General features: G+C 53.1%; 20 protein-coding genes and 1 riboswitch. Of the genes, 15 read left to right on the top strand and 5 right to left on the bottom strand.

What is annotated here, in order from left to right; translation table 11 throughout:
- Positions 1-2 precede the first annotated feature (2 nt).
- The 10 genes from DQG13_RS25630 (at position 3) to DQG13_RS25585 (ending at position 10,723) form a co-directional block, all read left to right on the top strand.
- A complete protein-coding gene (locus tag DQG13_RS25630) occupies positions 3-1,610 on the top strand; it encodes an ABC transporter substrate-binding protein (protein WP_258525862.1) in 1,608 nt (535 codons plus the stop codon).
- Positions 1,598-2,626 carry an ABC transporter permease gene (locus tag DQG13_RS25625; RefSeq protein WP_113023030.1) on the top strand — a complete coding sequence of 343 codons (1,029 nt, stop codon included), beginning with the start codon at positions 1,598-1,600 and terminating at the stop codon, positions 2,624-2,626. Before DQG13_RS25630 ends, DQG13_RS25625 begins: the two co-directional genes overlap by 13 nt.
- The gene (locus tag DQG13_RS25620) at positions 2,623-3,453 is read left to right on the top strand and encodes an ABC transporter permease (RefSeq protein ID WP_113023029.1); all 831 of its coding nucleotides are present in this window, start codon (positions 2,623-2,625) and stop codon (positions 3,451-3,453) included. The genes DQG13_RS25625 and DQG13_RS25620 overlap by 4 nt, the downstream gene beginning before the upstream one ends.
- Positions 3,454-3,482: 29 nt before the next feature.
- Positions 3,483-4,400: an oligopeptide/dipeptide ABC transporter ATP-binding protein gene (locus tag DQG13_RS25615; protein WP_181592997.1), complete on the top strand. Its 918-nt coding sequence runs from the start codon at positions 3,483-3,485 to the stop codon at positions 4,398-4,400.
- The gene (locus tag DQG13_RS25610) at positions 4,390-5,004 is read left to right on the top strand and encodes an ABC transporter ATP-binding protein (RefSeq protein ID WP_113023027.1); all 615 of its coding nucleotides are present in this window, start codon (positions 4,390-4,392) and stop codon (positions 5,002-5,004) included. Before DQG13_RS25615 ends, DQG13_RS25610 begins: the two co-directional genes overlap by 11 nt.
- Before the next feature lie 26 nt (positions 5,005-5,030).
- Positions 5,031-5,759 carry an HAD family hydrolase gene (locus tag DQG13_RS25605; protein WP_113023026.1) on the top strand — a complete coding sequence of 243 codons (729 nt, stop codon included), beginning with the start codon at positions 5,031-5,033 and terminating at the stop codon, positions 5,757-5,759.
- A gap of 113 nt (positions 5,760-5,872) precedes the next feature.
- Positions 5,873-6,089, top strand: a riboswitch (Lysine riboswitch).
- A 148-nt stretch (positions 6,090-6,237) separates the two neighbouring features.
- Positions 6,238-7,725 carry an amino acid permease gene (locus tag DQG13_RS25600; protein ID WP_113023025.1) on the top strand — a complete coding sequence of 496 codons (1,488 nt, stop codon included), beginning with the start codon at positions 6,238-6,240 and terminating at the stop codon, positions 7,723-7,725.
- A gap of 241 nt (positions 7,726-7,966) precedes the next feature.
- Entirely contained in the window at positions 7,967-8,869 is a 903-nt protein-coding gene (locus DQG13_RS25595; protein WP_258525865.1) for an EamA family transporter, read from the top strand.
- 94 nt (positions 8,870-8,963) lie between these two features.
- Positions 8,964-9,986 carry a hypothetical protein gene (locus DQG13_RS25590; protein WP_113023023.1) on the top strand — a complete coding sequence of 341 codons (1,023 nt, stop codon included), beginning with the start codon at positions 8,964-8,966 and terminating at the stop codon, positions 9,984-9,986.
- Positions 9,983-10,723 (top strand): hypothetical protein, encoded by a 741-nt coding sequence (locus DQG13_RS25585; RefSeq protein ID WP_113023022.1) that lies wholly within the window; start codon positions 9,983-9,985, stop codon positions 10,721-10,723. The genes DQG13_RS25590 and DQG13_RS25585 overlap by 4 nt, the downstream gene beginning before the upstream one ends.
- Here the strand turns inward: DQG13_RS25585 and DQG13_RS25580 are convergent, their stop codons facing one another.
- Together DQG13_RS25580 and DQG13_RS25575 are read right to left on the bottom strand one after the other, a co-directional pair.
- The gene (locus tag DQG13_RS25580; protein WP_146767204.1) at positions 10,724-11,332 is read right to left on the bottom strand and encodes a tyrosine-type recombinase/integrase; all 609 of its coding nucleotides are present in this window, start codon (positions 11,330-11,332) and stop codon (positions 10,724-10,726) included.
- 74 nt (positions 11,333-11,406) lie between these two features.
- On the bottom strand, positions 11,407-11,805 hold the full coding sequence (locus DQG13_RS25575; RefSeq protein WP_113023020.1) for a hypothetical protein: 399 nt from the start codon (positions 11,803-11,805) through the stop codon (positions 11,407-11,409).
- 288 nt (positions 11,806-12,093) lie between these two features.
- On the opposite strand from DQG13_RS25575, the gene DQG13_RS25570 reads away from it, so the two are divergent.
- The 4 genes from DQG13_RS25570 (at position 12,094) to DQG13_RS25555 (ending at position 16,857) form a co-directional block, all read left to right on the top strand.
- Positions 12,094-12,282: a hypothetical protein gene (locus DQG13_RS25570; protein WP_113023019.1), complete on the top strand. Its 189-nt coding sequence runs from the start codon at positions 12,094-12,096 to the stop codon at positions 12,280-12,282.
- Positions 12,279-13,064: a hypothetical protein gene (locus tag DQG13_RS25565; RefSeq protein ID WP_113023018.1), complete on the top strand. Its 786-nt coding sequence runs from the start codon at positions 12,279-12,281 to the stop codon at positions 13,062-13,064. The genes DQG13_RS25570 and DQG13_RS25565 overlap by 4 nt, the downstream gene beginning before the upstream one ends.
- Positions 13,065-13,355: 291 nt before the next feature.
- Positions 13,356-16,118, top strand: a complete 2,763-nt coding sequence (locus DQG13_RS25560; protein WP_113023017.1) for a polysaccharide lyase family 8 super-sandwich domain-containing protein — start codon at positions 13,356-13,358, stop codon at positions 16,116-16,118.
- Between the two features lie 154 nt (positions 16,119-16,272).
- Entirely contained in the window at positions 16,273-16,857 is a 585-nt protein-coding gene (locus DQG13_RS25555) for an SGNH/GDSL hydrolase family protein (protein WP_113023016.1), read from the top strand.
- A 642-nt stretch (positions 16,858-17,499) separates the two neighbouring features.
- On the opposite strand, the gene DQG13_RS25550 is transcribed toward DQG13_RS25555, so the two are convergent.
- From DQG13_RS25550 to DQG13_RS25540, 3 genes are all read right to left on the bottom strand, one after another.
- A complete protein-coding gene (locus tag DQG13_RS25550; protein ID WP_113023015.1) occupies positions 17,500-17,781 on the bottom strand; it encodes a DUF1294 domain-containing protein in 282 nt (93 codons plus the stop codon).
- Positions 17,782-17,817: 36 nt separating this feature from the next.
- Positions 17,818-18,024: a helix-turn-helix domain-containing protein gene (locus DQG13_RS25545; protein ID WP_181592996.1), complete on the bottom strand. Its 207-nt coding sequence runs from the start codon at positions 18,022-18,024 to the stop codon at positions 17,818-17,820.
- 85 nt (positions 18,025-18,109) lie between these two features.
- Positions 18,110-19,381 carry an MFS transporter gene (locus DQG13_RS25540; protein WP_181592995.1) on the bottom strand — a complete coding sequence of 424 codons (1,272 nt, stop codon included), beginning with the start codon at positions 19,379-19,381 and terminating at the stop codon, positions 18,110-18,112.
- A 108-nt stretch (positions 19,382-19,489) separates the two neighbouring features.
- Between DQG13_RS25540 and DQG13_RS25535 the strand changes: the two genes are divergently transcribed.
- On the top strand, positions 19,490-20,431 hold the full coding sequence (locus DQG13_RS25535; protein WP_113023066.1) for an Rgg family transcriptional regulator: 942 nt from the start codon (positions 19,490-19,492) through the stop codon (positions 20,429-20,431).
- Positions 20,432-20,435: the final 4 nt, after the last annotated feature.

Raw genomic sequence — 20,435 nt, 5'->3', positions numbered from 1 at the left:
GAATGAAAAAACAGTGTTTTACCGTTTTTTTGATGCTGATGACCCTGATTATATTTGTGAGCGCATGCAAGGCGGACAAGCCCAAGCCAACTGCCGACACCGCCGGTGCGGCCAAGAAGGAACTGATCCTGGCTATTGGCGGGGAACCGGAAACCGGCTTTGATCCCACAACAGGCTGGGGCCGGTACGGCTCGCCGCTTTTCCAAAGCACCTTGCTGAAGCGGGACAGCAAGCTGAACATTGTGCCGGATTTGGCCGACAGCTGGCAGGTCAGTACAGACGGCCTGATTTGGACCGTCAAGCTGAAAAGCGGCGTAAAGTTCAGCGACGGCCAACCCTTGACGGCTGCGGATGTGCAATATACGTATGAAACCGCCGCCAAAAGCGGCTCCTCCATCGATCTCAGCAATATGGGCAGGGTGGAGGCCGACGGAGAGCTGACCGTCAGGTTTACGCTGAAGGAACCTCAATCCACCTTTGCGCAAATGCTGGTTTCTACCGGGATTGTTCCCAAACACGCCCACGGGAAGGACTATGCGTTGAAGCCGGTTGGGTCGGGGCCGTTTAAGCTGGTGCAATGGGACAAGGGACAGCAGCTGATTGTCGAGGCCAATCCGGAATATTACGGCACCACGCCGTTTTTTCAACGGATCACCTTCCTGTTTCTGAATGAGGACGCTGCCTTTGCCGCTGCCAAAGCCGGAACGGTGGATATGGCCGCCATCCCGGCGGCATTCAGCAAACAAACCGTCCCTGGAATGGAGCTGGCGGCCCTGCCTACGGCAGATAACCGGGGCATTATGTTCCCTTATGTGAAGGCTGGCGGCAAAACAGCCGAGGGTTATCCTATCGGCAACGATGTGACCGCGGACCCGGCCATCCGCAAAGCCATCAATATGGCTCTGGACCGGAAAGCCTTGGTTCAAGGGATTCTCGAAGGACATGGCACCCCGGCCTATACCCTGAACGACGGACTGCCCTGGTTCAACCCGGAGGCGGTGATTAAGGATGCGGACATGGACGGGGCCAAAAAGCTGCTGGCCGAAAGCGGCTGGCTGGACGCGGACAAGGATGGCATTTTGGAAAAGGGGGCGCTTAAGGCCCAATTCAATCTGCTGTACCCATCCAATGACGTAAGCCGCCAATCCCTTGCCATTGCAGCGGCGGATATGCTGAAGCCGTTGGGGATTCAGGTGAAGGTGGAGGGGAAAAGCTGGGACGAGATCGAAAAGCAGATGCACGCCAACGCGGTGCTTCTGGGCTGGGGCAGCCAAGACCCGCTGGAAATGTACAATGTGTACAGCGCCAAATTCGGCGGGGTGGAGTATTACAATCCCGGTTTCTACAACAATCCGACGGTGGAAGGGTACATGACAAAGGCCCTTCATTCCACCAATGAGAAGGAAGCCTGGGACTATTGGAAAAAAGCGCAATGGGACGGCACAACCGGCTTAAGCGCCAGAGGGGACGCCCCATGGGCCTGGCTGGTGAATCTGGATCATCTCTACCTGGTCAAGTCGGGTCTGGATATCGGGCAGCAGAAGGTTCATCCCCACGGGCATGGCTGGCCGGTCACCGACAATATTGAGGAGTGGCGATGGAAACCATAAAGCGTGATTATTCAGGGGCAACGGGCAGGGGAAAAGCAGTGCTTTCCTTTTTGGGGCGCAAAGGCTTAAGGCTCTTGCTCCTTCTCCTGGCCGTCAGCGCCGTCTCGTTTATCCTGGTGCATTATTCCCCCATCGATCCCATTCAAGCATACGTGGGGGCGGATATGATGAAGGTCAGCCCGGAGCAGCGGCAGGCCATTGTGGAGTATTGGGGCTTGAATGATCCAGCGCCAACCCGCTATTGGAACTGGATCACCGCCTTGGCCAGCGGCGACTGGGGGACCTCCATGATCTACAGGCGTCCCGTGCTGGAGGTGATCGGCGAACGCTTCGCCGCCTCCCTGGCGCTGATGGGAGCCGCTTGGGCGCTGTCGGGGGTCATCGGCTTTGTTTGCGGCATTGTGGCGGCCATGAAACGGAATTCATGGGTGGACCGGCTGGTGCGCTGGTATTGCTATATCCTGTCGTCCACCCCCACCTTTTGGGTGGGCTTGCTGCTGATGCTGGTGTTTGCCGTCTGGCTGGGCTGGCTTCCGGTGGGACTGGCGGTTCCCGCAGGGGTTACGGCGGATCAGGTTCAGCTGGCCGACCGCCTCCGGCACATGCTGCTGCCTGTCCTGACGCTGAGTGTAACGGGGATTGCCTCCATTGCCCTGCACACCCGGGAAAAGCTGCTGGATGTGATGGATTCGGAATATTGGCTGTTTGCCAAGGCAAGAGGGGAGCAAGGCTTTACGATTTTCCGGAGGCATGGACTGCGCAATGTGGCCTTGCCTGCCATCACCCTGCAGTTTGCCTCCTTCAGCGAGCTGTTCGGCGGCGCTGTTCTGGCGGAGCAGGTCTTTTCTTACCCCGGCCTGGGCCAGGCGGCAGTGGAGGCGGGGCTCCGCGGCGATGTGCCGCTCCTTCTGGGAGTCGTGCTGTGCAGCGCGGTGTTTGTGTTTACAGGCAATGCATTGGCGGATATCAGCTACCGTCTGATCGATCCCAGAGTGAAGGCGGGGAGCCGGCCATGAGAACCTTCTTTCATTACCGCCGCCAATTGTGGATCACCTCTGCCGCGGCGCTTTTGCTTCTGCTGTTATTGTATGTGACCGCCCATTGGATGGACCCCGCAGGGCTGGCGGCCAATCTCGGACAGCGCAACCTTGGCCCGTCGCTGGCGCATCCCTTTGGGACGGATTGGCTGGGCCGGGATATGCTGACCCGCACCGTCAAGGGACTGGCGCTTAGCCTTCAGGTGGGACTTGCCGCCGGGGCGTCCAGCGTGGTGATTGCCGGCATCCTTGGATTGGCCGCCGCCGGTATGGGGAATGCGGTGGACCGGGTGGTGGCCTGGCTCACCGACCTGTTCTTGAGCGTCCCGCATCTGGTGACGCTGCTCCTGATCGCCTTCGTGCTGGGCGGCGGGGCCAAGGGGATTATTATCGGGGTGGCCTTGACTCACTGGCCCAGCCTGTCCAGAGTGATCCGGGCCGAGGTGCTGCAGATCAGGACTGCTCCTTACGTGGCTATGTCCCGGAATTTCGGCAAATCCCGCTGGTGGATTGCAGCCAAGCATATTACCCCCCACCTGCTTCCGCAGCTTCTGGTAGGGCTTATCCTGGTGGTGCCTCATGCCATTCTGCATGAAGCCTCCATCACCTTCATCGGCATGGGGTTATCCCCCCATGAACCGGCCATTGGCATTATTTTATCCGAATCCATGCGCTATCTGTCCTCCGGGCTGTGGTGGCTGGCTTTGTTTCCGGGGATATGCCTGTTGGCATTAGTCCGCACCTTTGCCGTGCTGGGGGAAAATTTGAAGCAATGGGTAGACCCAAGGCATGCCCATGAGGAATAGTCGTTCGTTACCTGGAGGAGGTGTGCAAAATGCTGGACATCCATGATCTTTCCATCCGGTTCAGCCGGTTTCAACGGGGCTTGAAGCAGGTGCAGACGCAGGTGCTGCATCATCTGCAGCTGTCCATCCAGGCGGGGGAGATTGTCGCCGTGGTCGGGTCCAGCGGCTCCGGCAAAAGCTTGCTGGCCCACGCGATTCTGGGCATTCTCCCCGGCAACGCCCAGGTTGGCGGACGGATGGAGTTTCAAGGCGAAAGCCTGACGCCGGAGCGGCAGAAGCGGCTGCGCGGCAGGGAAATTGCGCTGATTCCGCAGTCCGTCCAGTATCTCGACCCGCTTATGCGGGTTGGCCGGCAGGTGCAGCAGGCTGTCCGTCAAGGCGATCCGGCGGAGAAGCAGCAGGGGGCCTTCCGCAGATTTCATCTGGCCCAGCAAGTGGCGCGGTTTTTTCCGTTCCAGCTGTCCGGAGGGATGGCCCGGAAAATTCTCATTTCCACCGCTACCGTAAGCGGAGCGCGGCTGTTTATCGCCGATGAGCCCACCCCTGGCCTGGATGCCCCCGCCATGCAGGAGACCCTGGGCCGCTTCCGGTTGCTGGCGGAGGAGGGGGGAGCGGTGATGCTGATCACCCATGATATCGAAGCCGCCCTTACGGTTGCCGACCGGATCGCCGTCCTTTACGCCGGAACAGTGGTGGAAATTGCCCACCGCAGCGACTTTGCGGCTGACGGAGCCGGGCTGCGGCATCCGTATACCAAAGCCCTGTGGCGGGCCTTGCCCTCCCGGCAGTTTACTCCGATTGCCGGCTCCCAACCCTTGCCCGGAGAGCATTCCGGAGGCTGCGCCTTCGCCTCCCGCTGCGGCGCGGCCACTCAGGAGTGCAAGCTTCAGTTTCCCGAGCTGCGCGGGGTAAGAAACGGAAAAGCGAGGTGTCTTCATGCCACTTGAGGGAAAAGGCTTAGGCTACCGGTACAATAAGCAGGATTGGATATTCCGGGATGTGCATATCCGCATCGAACCGGGAGAGGTGGTAGGACTGGTTGGGCCCAGCGGCTGCGGCAAGTCCACACTGGGCAAGCTGCTGGCAGGCCATCTGGCGCCCCGGCAGGGCGGCATTAGCGTAAATGGCGCGCCCGCCACGGCTCCCAAAGGAGAGCGCAATCCGGTGCAGCTGGTGCTGCAGCATCCGGAGCAGGCGGTAAATCCCAAGTGGAAGCTGCGCCGGACCTTGGCGGAGGCCGGGATGACAGACATGGAATGGCTGAAGGAGCTTGCCGTCGAGGAGGAATGGCTGGACCGCTACCCCAATGAGCTGTCCGGGGGAGAGCTGCAGCGGATTTGCGTAGCCAGAGCGTTGGGAGCGGGAACCCGCTACCTCATTGCCGATGAAATGACCACCATGCTGGACGCTATTACCCAGGCGCTGTTATGGCATACCGTCCTGCAATGGGCTGAACGCAGCCGCAGCGGAATTCTCGCCGTTACCCATGACGCGGCCCTGGCCAAGCGGTTATGCGGCAGAATCCTCTATTGGAGCGATCTGGCGGAATAAACGGCGGAACAGGAGGGCGAGCAGACATGTTTGCAGGCAAAAGGATCATCATATTTGATTTGGACGGCACTCTGGTGGATTCAGTAGGGGTCTGGAATGAGGTAGACCGGCTGGTCATCAAGGCCATCGGCGGCGGGGCGGAACCCTCTGAGACAGAAATTCAGAAGCAGCGGGACGCGGTGATGCGGCTTTCCAGCAAGGCGGATCACCCCTATCTGGAATACTGCAAATATTTGCGGGGAACGTACCGCGCAGACTGCACCGGGGAGGATATATTGAAGCTCCGGTATGAGATTGCCGACGATTACCTGGCGAATACCATCGACTACAAACCCGGCGCCGACAAGGTGCTGCACCGGCTGAAGGCCCATGGGTTCGTGCTGGCGATGGCAACCACAACCAGAAGAAAAAACCTGGACATTTATCTGACTGCCAACCGGAATATGATGGGGAAGGCCAGGCTGGACGAATGCTTCTCCATTCTTTATGCCCGGGAGGATACGAAGGAAATTAAGCCCAATCCGGAGGTTTATCTGAGAATTATGCGGGAACAGAACGCCGCTCCTGCGGAATGCCTGATTTTTGAGGATTCCCTGATCGGCATCGAGGCGGCCCGCAATGCGGGAATTGAAGCGGTGGCCATGTACGATAAATATTCCGACGGCGAACGGGAAGCTATCCAGGCCTTGGCAGATTACCAGTTTGCAAATTACGATGAGGTATTGGCTGCGATAGAAGCGGAGCTGCTGATTTGAACTTTGGTCAAACTGACACCAATCTTCCGTGATTTGTTATTGCTTGATCAGGTGCTTATGCATTATACTAATCCCTGTCCATGTGTTCATCATAGATAGCCTCATCATACCAAAGGTGAGGTAGAGGTCGCGGATATGAAGAGTACCTAAGGGGAGACGCTAAAGAGCCGTCTGTGATCCTTATGGAAAGGCATACCCGCCGAAGCCCGTGCAGCTGCTCTTTGTTAGCCGCGCGGACTGGGGCCGTTTCCGAAAGGGACGGAACTGTCACGGTGCAAGGTTTGTCGCCGCAAGGCTTCAGACCTCCGCCCGTGTTGCGCTATCTTGACAGGGAGTATGATGCGGCAGCCATAGATTTGCTTATGGAACCGCAGCAGTTGTCTGCGGTTTTTTTGCGCTTCCGGAAGTCCGGCGCACCGCATAGGCCTCCCGTTCATGAACAATCCATGACAACCCATACGAAGGAGTGTCCCTATTCATGCTCAAGCAGCAAGAGAATCAAACAGTGCCGTCCGGCGGCAACAACGGCGGCCAGACATTGCGCAAAAGCTTTAAAGCCAGGCATCTGACCATGATTGCCCTTGGCGGCTCCATCGGCACCGGGCTGTTCCTGGCCAGCGGCGGAGCAATTGCCTCCTCGGGTCCAGGCGGCGCGCTGCTGGCATATCTGGCAGTAGGCATCATGGTTTATTTCCTGATGACCAGTCTGGGCGAGATGGCCACCTATATGCCCGATTCCGGCTCCTTCAGCACCTACGGCACCCGGTTTATCAGCCCGGCCTTCGGTTTCGCCGTGGGCTGGAATTTCTGGTACAACTGGGCGGTCACCATTGCCGCAGAGCTGGCGGCTGCTACGGTGATCATTAAATACTGGTTCCCGGAAAGCCACTCGGCGCTGTGGAGCCTGCTGTTCCTGCTGTTGATGTTCGGGCTGAACGTGCTGTCCTCACGCGGCTACGGAGAGTCGGAATACTGGTTCGCCATTATCAAGATTACCACTGTTATTATTTTCCTGGCTGTCGGCGTCCTGATGATCTTCGGCATCCTGGGCGGCGAAGCCGTTGGCTTCAGCAATTTCCAGCTTGGCGGAAGCTCCTTCCACGGCGGCTTCTTTGCCTTCCTGGGCGTATTCATGGCAGCCGGCTTCTCCTTTCAGGGGACGGAGCTGGTGGGAGTGGCGGCAGGCGAAAGCGAAAACCCGCGCCAAAATGTGCCGAAGGCCATCCGCCAAGTGTTCTGGCGCATTCTGATTTTTTACATTTTCGCCATTCTGGTGATCGGCCTGCTGATTCCGTACACCAACCCGAATCTGCTGCGGGGCGGAATTGACGACATCGGCGTGAGCCCCTTTACCATTATCTTTGAAAAAGCCGGTTTGGCCTTTGCCGCATCGGTGATGAACGCCGTTATTCTAAGCTCCGTGCTGTCCGCAGGCAACTCGGGGATGTATGCCGCCACACGGGTGCTGTTCTCCATGGCCAAGGACGGGATGGCTCCCCGGGCTCTTGCCAAGCTGAACAGCCGTGGTGTTCCCGTCGGCGCGCTGCTGGTTACCACCGCTGTCGGCATGCTTGCTTTCCTGGCCTCCTTCTTCGGCGACGGCATTGTGTACAACTGGCTGTTGAACGCCTCGGGCATGTGCGGGTTTATCAACTGGCTGGGCATCGCCGTCTGCCATTACCGCTTCCGCCGCGCCTTCGTAAAGCAGGGCCATTCCCTGGACGAGCTGCCGTACCGGGCCAGATGGTTTCCGTTTGGGCCGCTGTTCGCCTTCGCAATCTGCCTGGTTGCCATCCTCGGCCAGAACATGGGCGCCTTCACCGGGGAATCCATCGACTGGTACGGCGTGCTTGTCTCTTACGTCAGCCTGCCGCTGTTCCTGCTGATTTGGCTGGGCTACGGATTTTTCCGAAAGAGCAAGCTTGTGCCGCTGGAAGAATGCGATTTGACCACACACGAAGGGTAGACAAAAAAGCCTCTTGCTTGCAGGGAATTGTCCTGTGGGCGAGAGGCTTTGCCGGTATTTGGAGGACCGGAATGATCGGCAGCCCGGTTTTTCGTATTTACTTTGCTTCCGCCGTGGCTTATAATAAGACGGGTCAAACCAACTGAATAATTTGCGATCAAACCACTTTATTGTTTTTTGGATTCCAAAACAATAGGGTGGTTTTATATTTTTAAAGGAGGGCAACAAGAAATTGACGCAGGTGTGGAAGAACTCACTGTATGTATTTTTGGGCGCATGCTCATTTGGCATTTTGTCCACGATTGTGAAAACAGCCTATAGCGAAGGCTTTACGATTCAGGAGGTAATGGGCGGGCAATACGGCTTCGGCTGGCTCCTGATGTTAGTTCTGATGCTTATTTTCTCAAGGAAAAAAGTGACCCTCAGGCAGTTTATCCGGTTGGCGGGAGTTGGGGCGTGTACCTGCTTAACGGGTGTGTTCTATTATATGTCCTTGCAGACGCTCCCGGCGTCCATTGCTATTGTGCTGCTGTTTCAATTCACCTGGATGGGTGTTGGGCTTGAAGCTGCTCTTTCTCGGAAATGGCCTTCCGGAGCCACCTTGGTCTCCGTGCTGATTTTGTTTGCAGGAACCATTCTGGCCGGAGGTCTTTTGGGCGGCGGCGATTTTCAGCTTAGCTTGTCCGGTATCCTTTATGGATTGGGATCAGCCTTGATGATGGCGCTGTTCATTTATTGCAGCGGAAGGGTAGAGACGCGGCTTCCCCTTATTACCCGCAGCTTCTGCATCTCAACCGGCAGCTTGCTGATGCTGCTGATCATTTTCACCCCCAAGGTCATTCCGAATGTAGCGCAAACAACTGAGTTATGGCCGTATGGCTTGGCATTAGGCGCTTTCGGAGCCGTTATCCCCGTTCTGCTGTTCGGTCTCGGCGCGCCGAAAATTAATCCCGGCCTGGCCAGTATTCTGAGCGCGGGCGAGTTCCCGGTTGCCGTCACCGCCTCGGTGCTGGTGCTTCATGAGCAGGTCGGCGGGCTGCAATGGTTGGGGATTGCGGTTATTTTGTTGGGCATTGCCTATCCCCAGCTGATGGGCGGCAGGTCCGCCTCCTCCAAGCAGCGGATTTCCTCCAAAGCCGCTTAGGTACGGAAGAATCTCTTGAAGGTTGAAGACTCCTGCGGTATATTGGTAAATAAATGGTATTGATCTTCCGGATTATCCTTTAGGAGGATGGAGCATGTTTGATTGGCTTAAGCCATATAGCTTGATTGAATTTCGGGAGGAGGAACGCCGCACCTTCCCTCCGAGCCGTTTCCGGTTCGGGAAAAAAGAGATTGCAAATAAAACAGCGGATATTATGACGGCGCTTGGGCAATATTTTACCGCGGCGGCTATGGCTATGGGACTGTCCGAGCAGGAGTATGAGCATATGGTGGTTGACCTTTCTGCGCCGGACGAGGATACCAAGCGCCTTATTTTGGCCGAAATCGCCCCTCACTTCACGCGGGTGCAACAGAATATGGAAGACGATGACACGACAGTTATCCAGATGCAAGGTTTGCGGCAGGAGTCGAAGGCGCTGTTTGCCCGAACAGTGACGGAGGCTCTGCCGATTATCAAGGACTTGTACAGGCATCCGGGCAGGCAAGAGCGGCAGTATAAAGAGAGAAGGACCATTCTGCACTATCCCGTCGACACCGGCAGATTGAAGCCTTATGAGCCGGAGCAACCGGAGGAGCTGGAGGGCTTAAAAAAATTGCTCACCAAAGCGTTTATAGAATCCGGCAAGGAGTTCAACATTATTCCGTCGGGGTGGAGCTTTGATGCAGAGCTGTGCGAATCTCCTGCTTTGCGGTTTTTTGGCAGCTTCGTTCCGGCAATCGGTTTGTATGTGGATGATGATACCCTTGAGGTTGTAATGCTGCAGCTAACCGGCCAGGATATGAAGCATCCGGTTATTCTCCGCAAGGAAAAGCCGGGACAAACGCGGATCGTGGATTCTTTCTTGTATTTTTATCTATCCGAGGGTCTGGTGTACGTCATTGATTTGCGGGGCCAGGCTCCGATTGAACAGTGGAAGGATCTGAAATCATGCCTGCTGTTCCAGCTTGACCCGGATACGCGGTTTTCCGAATTTGACCATACTTCCGGCGTTCAGGTGAGGGAGGGGATCAGCTTGCTCTTTAAACAAGATACAATCCGCGGAATGATGGAGACCGTAAACCGTTACATTCAACCGGACTGGAGACCTGATAGATGAGATTCCATACAGAACCCAAGGGACGCGCTTATGAGCAGATCATTGATTACGCTATCCGGCATTCGCCCCGTTTTGTGCTAAGCGACAATAACGTGACCCCCGGCAATTCGGATCGGCGCAGCAGCTATACGGACGCACTGAAGGCGCTGGAGCCCTTTCTTGAGGAAACCTTGGTGGTTGGAGGCAGCCAAGATTTGGAGGAGGTTATGCACTACAGCCAGCTCTACCGCAGTAATGCCTTTTATAGCAGGGGAACCTATTATTTTTACAAATGCTGTGAAGAAAGCGGGGACCTGTTGAAGCGGACGGCGGCCTGCCTGTCGGATTGGAATTTTCCCCACCTGCCGGAGGATCTGTGCTTTTTGAAGGAGGGGGGCGGAGACCTCCTTTGCTCCATTGCGCATGAAAGCATGTACGGGTTGAATGTATCCGAGGAAGAGGCCGTTGCCCTGATGAATGAGATTACAGGGCTGTTCCTGGAGCTGCAATCCCACAAGAAGCTGGATTGTTTGCTGGAGGACGCCATTAAGCACCAAACCGATAAGCTGTACATTAGCGGGCATAGCCTGAAGGAGCTTCCCGACCGGATACGGGAGCTTACGGAGCTGCGGGAGCTGGAGATTTTTGAACGGGATTTGTTCCGGCTGCCTGAGGGATTGTTCGAGTTAAGCAAGCTGGAGAGCTTGCAGATTCTTACCTCTTTAACGGCCTCCATACATTTATTCTTTGTACCCTAGTTAATTCAAGTCCACATAATCACTGACATCCCGCTCTTTTTTCAACTGGCGGCTCAGGTAATTTTCCTTGGTTATTTTGGTGGAGGAGTGGCCTACCGTTTCCGAAATCCAGTCCAGCGGCGCTCCATTGGCATAGGAGGTCTGGGCGAAATAATGCCTCATGAAGTGGGGCGTGACCCGGTTTCCGTGAACCGTGGTAAGTCCCGCGGCCGCCATCTGCTCCGACAAATAAGTGGACAGGCTGGTTAAATTATACCGCTTGCCCAGACGGTTGGGATAGAAGGGGGAATCATCCCCGCTGTTCAGCCCGATGCCAAGCCCGACTCTCTTTCTGTATTCCTTCAGAACATCAAGGGCGTAGTCCTTGATATGGACATGCCGGATTTTATCCGCCTTGGTCCGCGTAATAAGGTAATGCCGCTTCCGGTGCCGGTCGTAGTAGAGGTCGCCCCAGCGCGGTATAATCACCTCGTTCAGCCGCATTCCGCTGGTGGCCAGAATAAGAAGGAGGGACTGCACCTTCGGATTCTCCTTATGGAACTCAATGGCCAACCTCAGATCAGATTCCTCAATGTCCCGCTCCGGAATTTCCTCCTTGATTTTCTTCACCTGCCGCAATCCCCGCCCGATGTTTTTCTGAAGATAACCTTCCTCAAAGCACCAGGTCAGGAAGGAGTGGATGATCACGATTTTTTTGGCCCGGGTGTTGGATTTCGGGTAGCGCTGCTCCAGTTGGGCTTGGAAACCTCCATATCAAAACGGGACAAGTCCCGGATATCCCGCTTACCGGCTTTTACCGTATCCTGCAGAAAAGCGGTCAATGTCCGCACATAATCCGCTTTGGTCTTATCCTTCCTCTTTTTCTCCCGGTTGTGAACATACAAATACACCATCCCGATATTGGAAACCTGGGAGTAATCGTAATTGCCGTCCTCATCCTCATAAGCAGATATCCGTTCACGAAGGTGAAGATAGTGTTGGCTGTCCATTAACGCATGAATCAGGCTGACAGCTGTTTCATCATCTATCTGTTGATCGGAGGAAAACAATAGAGGTTGCTCTTGTTGGATCATGTTGTTCAAAAGCTTGCACCGCCTGATTATAATTTTATATTTCCATTATAGCAAACATTGCCTTTAATTGAATCATTACTATGGAAATGTGTCATTTGCATATTCAACCTAAAATAACGGTACATTCTTTAAGCTCAAACATAACTATTGCATTCCATATAAATACGGAAGATAAATGCGTCTTTTACGTTCAAATTATTGAACTGATTGAAACATAGAACAATTTTAAGTATAGTAAGGAAATGACCTATTATGCTTGTTATCCATCCATCAACTTTGATCAGGTGAGGAATCATTATGGAAACCTATATGAGTTTGACGCAGGCGGCCAATGAAATTGGAATCACGGCCACCTCGCTTTACAAGATTATCAATCACGAAAATCCGGAGAAGCGTCTGGAGCCTGTAAATCGGACCACCCACCGGGGAGATGGGGCTACCGCTTCCGGGCGTCGGATGTGGAGGCGTTTAAGAGGAGCTATGTGAAACAGGATCTGACCTCGGTGGAGGCGGGACGGCGGCTGGGAAGGTCGGCTACATTCATACATAAGCTGATCCGCGATGGAGTTCTGGATTATTATGAGGAGGAGTACCGCGGCAAACGGACTTTCTTCATTAAAGAGGAGGAGCTGGAGCGTTACCGGCGGGAGCATCCCGACTCCGGGAAATCCGAGGTTCTATACGATAAACGGACCGGAGTTTTTTTATTCCAGCCTTTTGGGAAGGACGGTTCTGTGGCGAGGGTGATGGAACTAAAGCGGGTGAACAACAAAAGGGTCGAAGCGAAGCTGAGGACAGGAGATAATGAAATCCTCAGCTACGATGAAGCCAAACGCCAAGGCTGGGTTCCCCTGATTTCCATTGACGAACGCAAGCCGGTTAACGGGTACGGCTATGCCCGGTTTGAATTTCCGCTGCCCAAGTTCCAGGACTCTATCATCTTCACGATTATAGAAGAATTCTTCAAGCAGGCCGGTCCGGCCAATATGAAAATAACCCAGGGAGACGAGCAAATCATCCTGGAGGTGCGTAAATCCGTTCTGCTGGGAGTGATGCCGGCCACACATCCCGATCTTATCGATAAGCTGAAGCTGTTCATCAGGTCAGGAGAGGTTATATCCAAATATGACGGCACGCTCATCGACACCGGGCTGTTGCCGGTTACTTTTTTTGTATCGGAAGCGCAGAAGAAAGAACTGGCCCAGCGGGCAGAGGAGGCAGGGCTATCGTTGCAGGACTGGATTGTGAAATGTCTGGGGCAAGCTTAGATGATTAAAGCTTCAAAGTATCCGTCCCACGGATCACCCCATCCATAAAGCATGGGGCGCTGAAAAGCGTAGATTGATTAACAATGCGCCAGTTATTCAAGCCGGGAGGCTGAATGCTGGCGTTTTGCTTTTAAAATTGCATACAAATGAACCAGAAATCAAAAGCCTGTCATCTATCGGAAAATTCCGATTGTCAGTATATTGAAGCTGTTTCGTAAACTTCCGGATGAAGGGGGAGGAGAAAACGTAAAAAATGCAAGCGCTTCAAAAATCATAAAGGAGGAGTAATCCATGTCCAAAAAGGTTAAGCGGTTGGGGGGCGTCATTATGTTGACGCTCTTGTTGCTTATGTCGGCCAACCCGGTGTTCGTGAACCAAGCTTCAGCAGCTGATGAATTTGATACCTTGAGGAGCAAGTGGAAGGTGATGCTGACCGGCGGGACGAGCTATAATACATCCGACCCGAATATTGCTGCGGCAATCAGCAGAATTACTAATACCGCCCAAACCAATTGGGACAGTATGAATAAATCTTCGGGCAGGACATATCTTTGGAGTGATCTATCCGGTGCTGCGGACTCCAAGGCGCTTACCGCCACCTATGGCAGGGTGAAGACCATGGCGGTGGCCTATAGCACGTACGGTTCCCCGCTTCAGAACAACAGCGCTTTATTGAATGACGTCATTGACGGGTTAGACTGGTTGTACACAAACCGCTACAACGAGAACAAAACCGAAGATACCACTTATTGGTGGGACTGGGAAATCGGCATACCGATGGCTCTCAACGATATTACCGTCCTACTTTATAACAATCTGAGCTCGGCCCAAAGATCCAACTATATGACGGCGGTGAATAAATTTACTCCTAAGGTTAGCATGACAGGAGCGAACAGGGTTTGGAAGGCTTCAGTTGTGGGGGTACGGGGAATTATTGTAAAGGATAGCGCAAAAGTAAGTGCCAGCAGGGACGGATTAAGTGCCGTTTTTAATTACGTGACCAACGGTGACGGCTTTTATACCGACGGTTCCTTTATTCAGCATAGCAAGTTTCCTTACAATGGCGGCTATGGATCGGCGCTTCTTTCCGATGTGGCCAAACTGATGTATCTTTTAAGCGGATCAACCTACGAGGTAACGGATGCGGATCATCAAAATGTCTATGCCTGGGTGTATGAGGCCTTTGAGCCGCTTGTTTATAAAGGCGCCATGATGGACATGGTCAGGGGGAGGAATATCTCCAGATATTATTCGGATGACCATATTGGAGGCCATGCGGTAATCAGGGCCATTATCCGGCTGTCTCAAGTTGCCCCGCCGGCAGATGCCGCTAAATACAGAAGCATGGTGAAATATTGGCTTCAGACGGATACCTACAATAATTTTGTAACGGATGCACCTATAGACATGATCGTATTGGCCAATGCAATCTTGAATAATTCCGGAATAGCCTCCCGCGGAGAACTAATAGAGCATAAGCAGTATCCCAACATGGACCGGGCTGTCCATCTTAGGCCGGGGTTTGGCTTTGGCATCAGCATGTTTTCCTCCAGAATATACAACTACGAAAGAGGCAACGGTGAAAATATCAGGGGCTGGCACACTTCCGACGGTATGACCTTCCTTTACAACAATGATCTTTCTCAATTCAGCGACGGTTTCTGGCCTACGGTAAACAGCTTCAGGCTGCCGGGCACAACGGTACTTCAGAATAAAACGGTTTCCCCGCGCAATGTCAGCGATAAAAGCTGGGTGGGAGGGACGGAGCTTCTGAATACGTATGGAGTGAGCGGCATGTATCTTCACACACCCGGGACAGACCTAAAAGCAAGAAAATCCTGGTTTATGTTTGACGATGAAATTGTGGCCCTGGGTTCGGATATTGACAGTACCGACGGCATTCCCGTTGAAACTGTAGTGGAAAACAGGAAGCTCACCAGCAGCGGCAATAATGCTCTGACTGTAAACGGTACGGCCAAGCCCACCTCCTTGGGATGGTCCGAAACTATGGCGGGAACGAATTGGATTCATCTGGCAGGAAATGTGCCTGGTTCGGATATCGGTTATTACTTCCCGGGCTCTGCAACCGTTAAAGGCACCCGCGAAGCACGGACAGGCAGTTGGAGTCAGATTGACACAAGGCCGAGAACTCCGACTGACCCAATCACTCACAACTATATGAATTTATGGCTGGATCACGGCTCAAATCCTACCAATGGCCGTTATGCCTATGTGCTGCTGCCCAATAAATCCAGCTCACAGGTAAGCAGCTACGCTGCGAATCCCAATATTACCATACTGGAAAATACTATAAATGTTCATGCGGTGAAGGAAGAGAAATTGAACATCATAGGCGCTAATTTCTGGAATGGCGGCTATACGGCGGGGATTATTTCCAGTGATTCCAAAGCGGCTGTTATGACCAAGGAAAACACAGGAAGTGATATTGAAGTATCCGTATCTGACCCGACACAGTTGAACACGGGCAGCATTAATATAGAGATAAATAAGCGCGCATATGGCACGGTCTCGGCAGATGCGGGAATAACAGTGACCCAGCTTAGCCCGACTATTAAATTTTCTGTAAATGTCAATGGAGCAAGCGGCAAGGCATTCAAAATAAAATTCAATCTGTCGCGGACCATGTATGAGGCGGAAAATCTTCCAACAACAGCTTCAGGTGCGTCAGAGGCTGATTTTACGGATTCGATGAGCTCCAACGGAGCAGGAAACAAGCTGGATGCCGATGGGATCAACGACTATGTGGAGTATACGTTAGATATCCCGTCAAGCGGAACGTATAACATTAAATTGGGAGTAAAAAAATTAAATTCAAGAGGCAAATTCAAGCTTTACCTGCCCCAAGCAAATGCCTATGTAGGTCTTGAGCAAGACCAGTATGCACCGGCAATTCAGTATGAGGAGTTGGATTTTGGCAATTTCACCTTTAACTCTGCCGGAACCAAGGTCTTCAGGTTCGTTGTTACAGGTAAAAATGCGGGAAGTACAGGCTACACCCTGGCGAATGACTATATCAAACTGACGCCTCAGTAAAGAAACAAGGACCGTTGCCCCGGCGGTCCTTGTTTTTTGGCGCAAATCACTATACGATTGTAGCAGAAACCCAAAGAATGAACCTTCGATTAGGCGGCAGGAGCATCTACAATGTTGATATGAGGCTTGATTAATAAAGGGGTGTCATTTTTATATGAAAAAGGTACTTTTATTGGGCGATTCTATCCGCATGGGGTATGACGAGTACGTGAAGGATATGTTGAAGGGGAAATGCGAGGTTTATTATGATGATGCCGACAACGGCCGTTTTGCAGCGTATACGCTCTGGCAGGCAAACCAGTTATTCCGCAAGCATGGAAAGTTTGATGTGGTTCACTGGAATAACGGGTACTGGGATATGAATATAGAAGCGCCCATGACAGAAGCGATACACCCGATAGATGAATATGTTCATTTTCTCAAGAGAATTATTGCAGAGATCCGCCGGAATGGGGCAGACATCATTTTTGCAACAACCACCCCAGTCCTAACCAGCGGGTCCTCAATGGATAACACGGGAACAGGAGTGAACATAAAGTATAACAATGATTGGGTAATACAATATAATGATGCCGCAAAAAGGGTGGCGGCTGAAGAGAAAATCACGATAAATGATTTATATACCCTTATGCTCCAGGATAAAAACTGCTATAAGTGCGAAGACAGGCTCCATCTCACAGAAGAGGGCTATAGGCTATGCGCTGAGCAAGCAGTGAGACTTATTTTGGAAAAGTTATGAATGCAATGAGCAGGTGTGCGCCAGGCCATTTCCCGGTGAACCATCGGCTATCATGAACATTTTGATCATGAGACATATCCAACGGTAACAAGTCAATTAATGCTAACCCTAAAATATCGCCATATAGACTATTGTATAAAATACGAATTTTGTGTAAAAGTATTGGCGGCAAGAGTCCGGAACCGATGCCTAATCTGGATTTATCGGATTTGCCGAATTTATCAATTATCAATTCACCGCGGCTCGGCCTGCATCATTCACACAACCATTCATCGAATCAAATTTAATTTTCGGCTTTAATTATGGCTCTAACCATAAATCAGTGTTTGACCGCGCCTCTGCCTATTTGTCTGTTCATGGGCAGTTTAGCGCAGAACATGCCCCGATTTCTAACGGCGGTGAGAGCCTCTATTTGCTCCAAAACGGGGGGCTGCCAAATCTAACGGAAGCAGGAGCCCTTATTGGGCTAAAAAAGGGCTTGCAGCGGAGCAATCGGTCCCAATAGCGGCTGTTGCCGCCGTTAGATTTTCTGAAACGGTGTTTTTGCAGAAATAAGAGCTCCCACTGCCGTTAGCGTCAGACCATGGCATGGTCTCACATCCATCAGTCCGTGGCGTCGAGCACTGATTTTGGCATTGCAGCTTATGATTCGATCAGCAGCCTTCCAAGCATATATCCGGCCACAACCATCTGAACGGCCAATATAATCGGAATGCCTACAAAAAAAGTCGCATGTTTGGTCTTGTGCCGGTACATCTGCATGCCTGCCAAAATGCCCACCGATCCGCCCAGAATCGCCGTGAGGAATAAGCGCTGTTCGGGAATGCGGTATTTCTTTTGTTTGGCACGCAATTTATCCGTGCGCATAAATCCGAAGCCTACCAGATTAATGACCAGCAAATAGGCGCCTACAACGATTCCCACTCTGCTCCCTCCTTCCTACTTCCTACTCAAAAATATTCAATACCCGGCCAGCTTCAGCAGTTCTTCCACATCTTCATAAAACAATGCCCGGGCCAGCGAGGGAATCGCTTCCTTCGCCGGTACCCGGTCATCCTGTATAATGGATTGGATCAGCGAATAGCTGATGCCGCTTTTTTCCGCCAGCTTGCGCAAGGTCATATTCCGCTGCGTGCGCAGCAGCTCGATTTTTTGGCCGAATGTCATTGCCGTTTCCTCTTTCTTCTCCCTGGAATTCATGATGGCTGCAATCCCTGGCGCTCCGGGAGTAAATATATTGATTCTTAATGTACTACGATCCTTCCCTTCCCACAACACATTTTTTTCCTGCGGCGTCTCCTTTTGGGGAAACCGCCAGAATGGCGAAGCCGACAGCTACCAGCGTTGCCAACGCCCATGTTCCGGCCAAAAGGGAGATGCCTGTGGCCATTCCTCCGATAAGGATGTTGCTGACGGGACCGCCGATATGGCCCAGTGTCTGAGAGGCGCCGGTTATGGAAGCCAGCTGCCCCCGTTCCACATTCCGGGCAAACATGGCTCCGTATTTGGGTGACAGCAAACCTACGCAAGCGCAAGCCAGAGTGTACATGCCGATGGACAGCCAGGGCGAATGCAGCAGCAAGCCTGCGCAAAGCCCGAGCACCGAGCCGTAATTCCAGCCAATGATGGTGTTTAGGGTGGTTCGGCGGAACCCATATACGGCAGCCGCATTTCCCAGAATAACGCCAAGGGAGCCTGCCGAAGAAAATAAGGCTACCGTAAAGGGAAAGCTGCGCACCACAAAAGCCTCGCTGGCCGCTGCATACATGGAGAACAAGGCGGACAAGGGAAACAGCGCCGCATTGACCAGTGTGACCTGAACCACTGAAGGAAAAACCTGCCGGTTGGCAACCAGTGACCGGATCGAGCCCTTCATTTGTTTGAAAAATGAAGCCGATACAGGCCGTCTCTCCTCTCTGTTTATGGCGGTTTTCTCCACTTGGATAAGCCTCTTCAGAACCATGCCCAGGATCAATCCGCCTGCCGCAAAGGTAGCCCCGTTCAACCATGCCAAAGTCCGGTAGCTGAACAAAAGCACCAGGAAGCTTCCGGCCAGCTGGGACAGCACTCCCATTACCCGCTGAACGGCAGAGTTCCAGCCGCTGGCTTGCTCCAGTTGCCCGTCCTTTACCACCTGCACCATAAAGGGAAACTGAAGACTGGCTGCGTACTTCCCCACCAGATCGGAACCGAAATTGAAGACGGCAACAGCAGCAAGTATGGGCCACGAGGCATCCAGACCCATCAGCAGGCCAATCACCAGACATAAGACTCCCCTCAGCCAAAAGGTTGCATACAGCTGACGCGCCTTATCCGCCGCCCGGTCTGACAGCACCCCCAGGAATAGAGACAGGACTCCGGGGATGGTCTCCGACAGGGAAATCAACAGGATGGCCCGGGACGGATGGGGAAAGCCGCCGGCATAGGTCAACAGCGCAATATAATAGATGGAATCGCCCAGAGCCGACACGGCTCCCGAGGATAATAAGCTGCGGTACAGCGGGTTTTGACGGAATAGCTGCATAGGAGCCCCTCCTTCTTCCGGATGATCGTCTTCCGGTTCCCAGTATAAAGGATGGGGATTTGCAGATTTCAGAAGGTATAGTATAGTGGACCAAAAGGAGAGATCCAGATGAGCCATCCCGGACAAACCGCACGCAGCATCCGGCTGTCGAAGGGCTTTTCCCAGAAGGAAATCTATACGGGGATTGTGTCCAAAAGCTACGCCATTTCCTTCGAGCAGGGAAAAGCCGTGCTGAGCTACCATGACCTGATGCAGGTGCTGGAGCGGCTTTGCGTCACCCTGCAGGAATTTGAGTTTATCCGTGCCGGGTACCGGAATCCGGAATCGGTTTCCTTGTGGCGCAGCTTCGCCCTTGCCGCCAACAGCAAGAAGCGGGAGCAGCTGGAGGAGCTGTACCTTCTGCACCGGAACGATAAATCCGACTACAATAAGGTGATTGCCTATTTGTCCCGGGCCATGTTATATTCCTTTTCCTCCGGAACCTCCCGGCCCCCCGCTCCCATTCCGACAAACGAGCAGCGGTTCCTGGCGGATTACCTGCTGAAGAAGGAATCCTGGATGCTGGAGGAAATCAACCTGTTTTCCTCCTATTATTATCTGTTCGATGCCGATACTCAGCGGTTGTTTATGCAAAGCTGCTATGATAGCCTCCGGCGTTATGAGGACTATCCCCATTATGAGGAAAGAATGTACAATTTGCTGACTAACTATATTACCCATTGCTACCGCCGCCTCCGGCGGGAGGAAGGCGACCAGTGGCTCCTGAAGCTCCGCGCCTTGCCTAAGAATAAGGCCTATCTGCATCAGCTGATACTTGCCAAAAGAAGCGAAGCCCTTCATCTGGCCGCTCATGGCCACACCGCTGCGGGAAGAGCCCTTGCGGCTGAAAGTGCAGCCATATTCCGCAGCTTGGGGTTTGCGGCGGAGGCGGAGGATACGCTGCAGGATTTCGAAGCAACGGCGCAAGCCTATCAAACCGCAGAGCAAACCACCCGTCAAACGGGTGGTTTGCTCTGCGGCTATAAGCCTTTGTCACCGGCTAGCGTCTAAAGGC

Origin of the sequence: Paenibacillus sp. YN15 (genome assembly GCF_003285005.1) — a bacterium.
Lineage (GTDB): Bacteria > Bacillota > Bacilli > Paenibacillales > NBRC-103111 > Paenibacillus_AR.
Note: the sequence above shows the minus strand (reverse complement) of the source record. Positions and strands in the feature narration are given on the sequence as shown.

What these genes read in the sequence shown, in the direction of transcription:
- DQG13_RS25630 (WP_258525862.1), top strand. Translation starts at nt 3, where the DNA reads ATGAAAAAACAGTGTTTTACCGTTTTTTTGATGCTGATGACCCTGATT.
- DQG13_RS25625 (WP_113023030.1), top strand. Translation starts at nt 1,598, where the DNA reads ATGGAAACCATAAAGCGTGATTATTCAGGGGCAACGGGCAGGGGAAAA.
- DQG13_RS25620 (WP_113023029.1), top strand. Translation starts at nt 2,623, where the DNA reads ATGAGAACCTTCTTTCATTACCGCCGCCAATTGTGGATCACCTCTGCC.
- DQG13_RS25615 (WP_181592997.1), top strand. Translation starts at nt 3,483, where the DNA reads ATGCTGGACATCCATGATCTTTCCATCCGGTTCAGCCGGTTTCAACGG.
- DQG13_RS25610 (WP_113023027.1), top strand. Translation starts at nt 4,390, where the DNA reads ATGCCACTTGAGGGAAAAGGCTTAGGCTACCGGTACAATAAGCAGGAT.
- DQG13_RS25605 (WP_113023026.1), top strand. Translation starts at nt 5,031, where the DNA reads ATGTTTGCAGGCAAAAGGATCATCATATTTGATTTGGACGGCACTCTG.
- DQG13_RS25600 (WP_113023025.1), top strand. Translation starts at nt 6,238, where the DNA reads ATGCTCAAGCAGCAAGAGAATCAAACAGTGCCGTCCGGCGGCAACAAC.
- DQG13_RS25590 (WP_113023023.1), top strand. Translation starts at nt 8,964, where the DNA reads ATGTTTGATTGGCTTAAGCCATATAGCTTGATTGAATTTCGGGAGGAG.
- DQG13_RS25585 (WP_113023022.1), top strand. Translation starts at nt 9,983, where the DNA reads ATGAGATTCCATACAGAACCCAAGGGACGCGCTTATGAGCAGATCATT.
- DQG13_RS25570 (WP_113023019.1), top strand. Translation starts at nt 12,094, where the DNA reads ATGGAAACCTATATGAGTTTGACGCAGGCGGCCAATGAAATTGGAATC.
- DQG13_RS25560 (WP_113023017.1), top strand. Translation starts at nt 13,356, where the DNA reads ATGTCCAAAAAGGTTAAGCGGTTGGGGGGCGTCATTATGTTGACGCTC.
- DQG13_RS25555 (WP_113023016.1), top strand. Translation starts at nt 16,273, where the DNA reads ATGAAAAAGGTACTTTTATTGGGCGATTCTATCCGCATGGGGTATGAC.
- DQG13_RS25545 (WP_181592996.1), bottom strand. Translation starts at nt 18,024, where the DNA reads ATGACATTCGGCCAAAAAATCGAGCTGCTGCGCACGCAGCGGAATATG.
- DQG13_RS25540 (WP_181592995.1), bottom strand. Translation starts at nt 19,381, where the DNA reads ATGCAGCTATTCCGTCAAAACCCGCTGTACCGCAGCTTATTATCCTCG.
- DQG13_RS25535 (WP_113023066.1), top strand. Translation starts at nt 19,490, where the DNA reads ATGAGCCATCCCGGACAAACCGCACGCAGCATCCGGCTGTCGAAGGGC.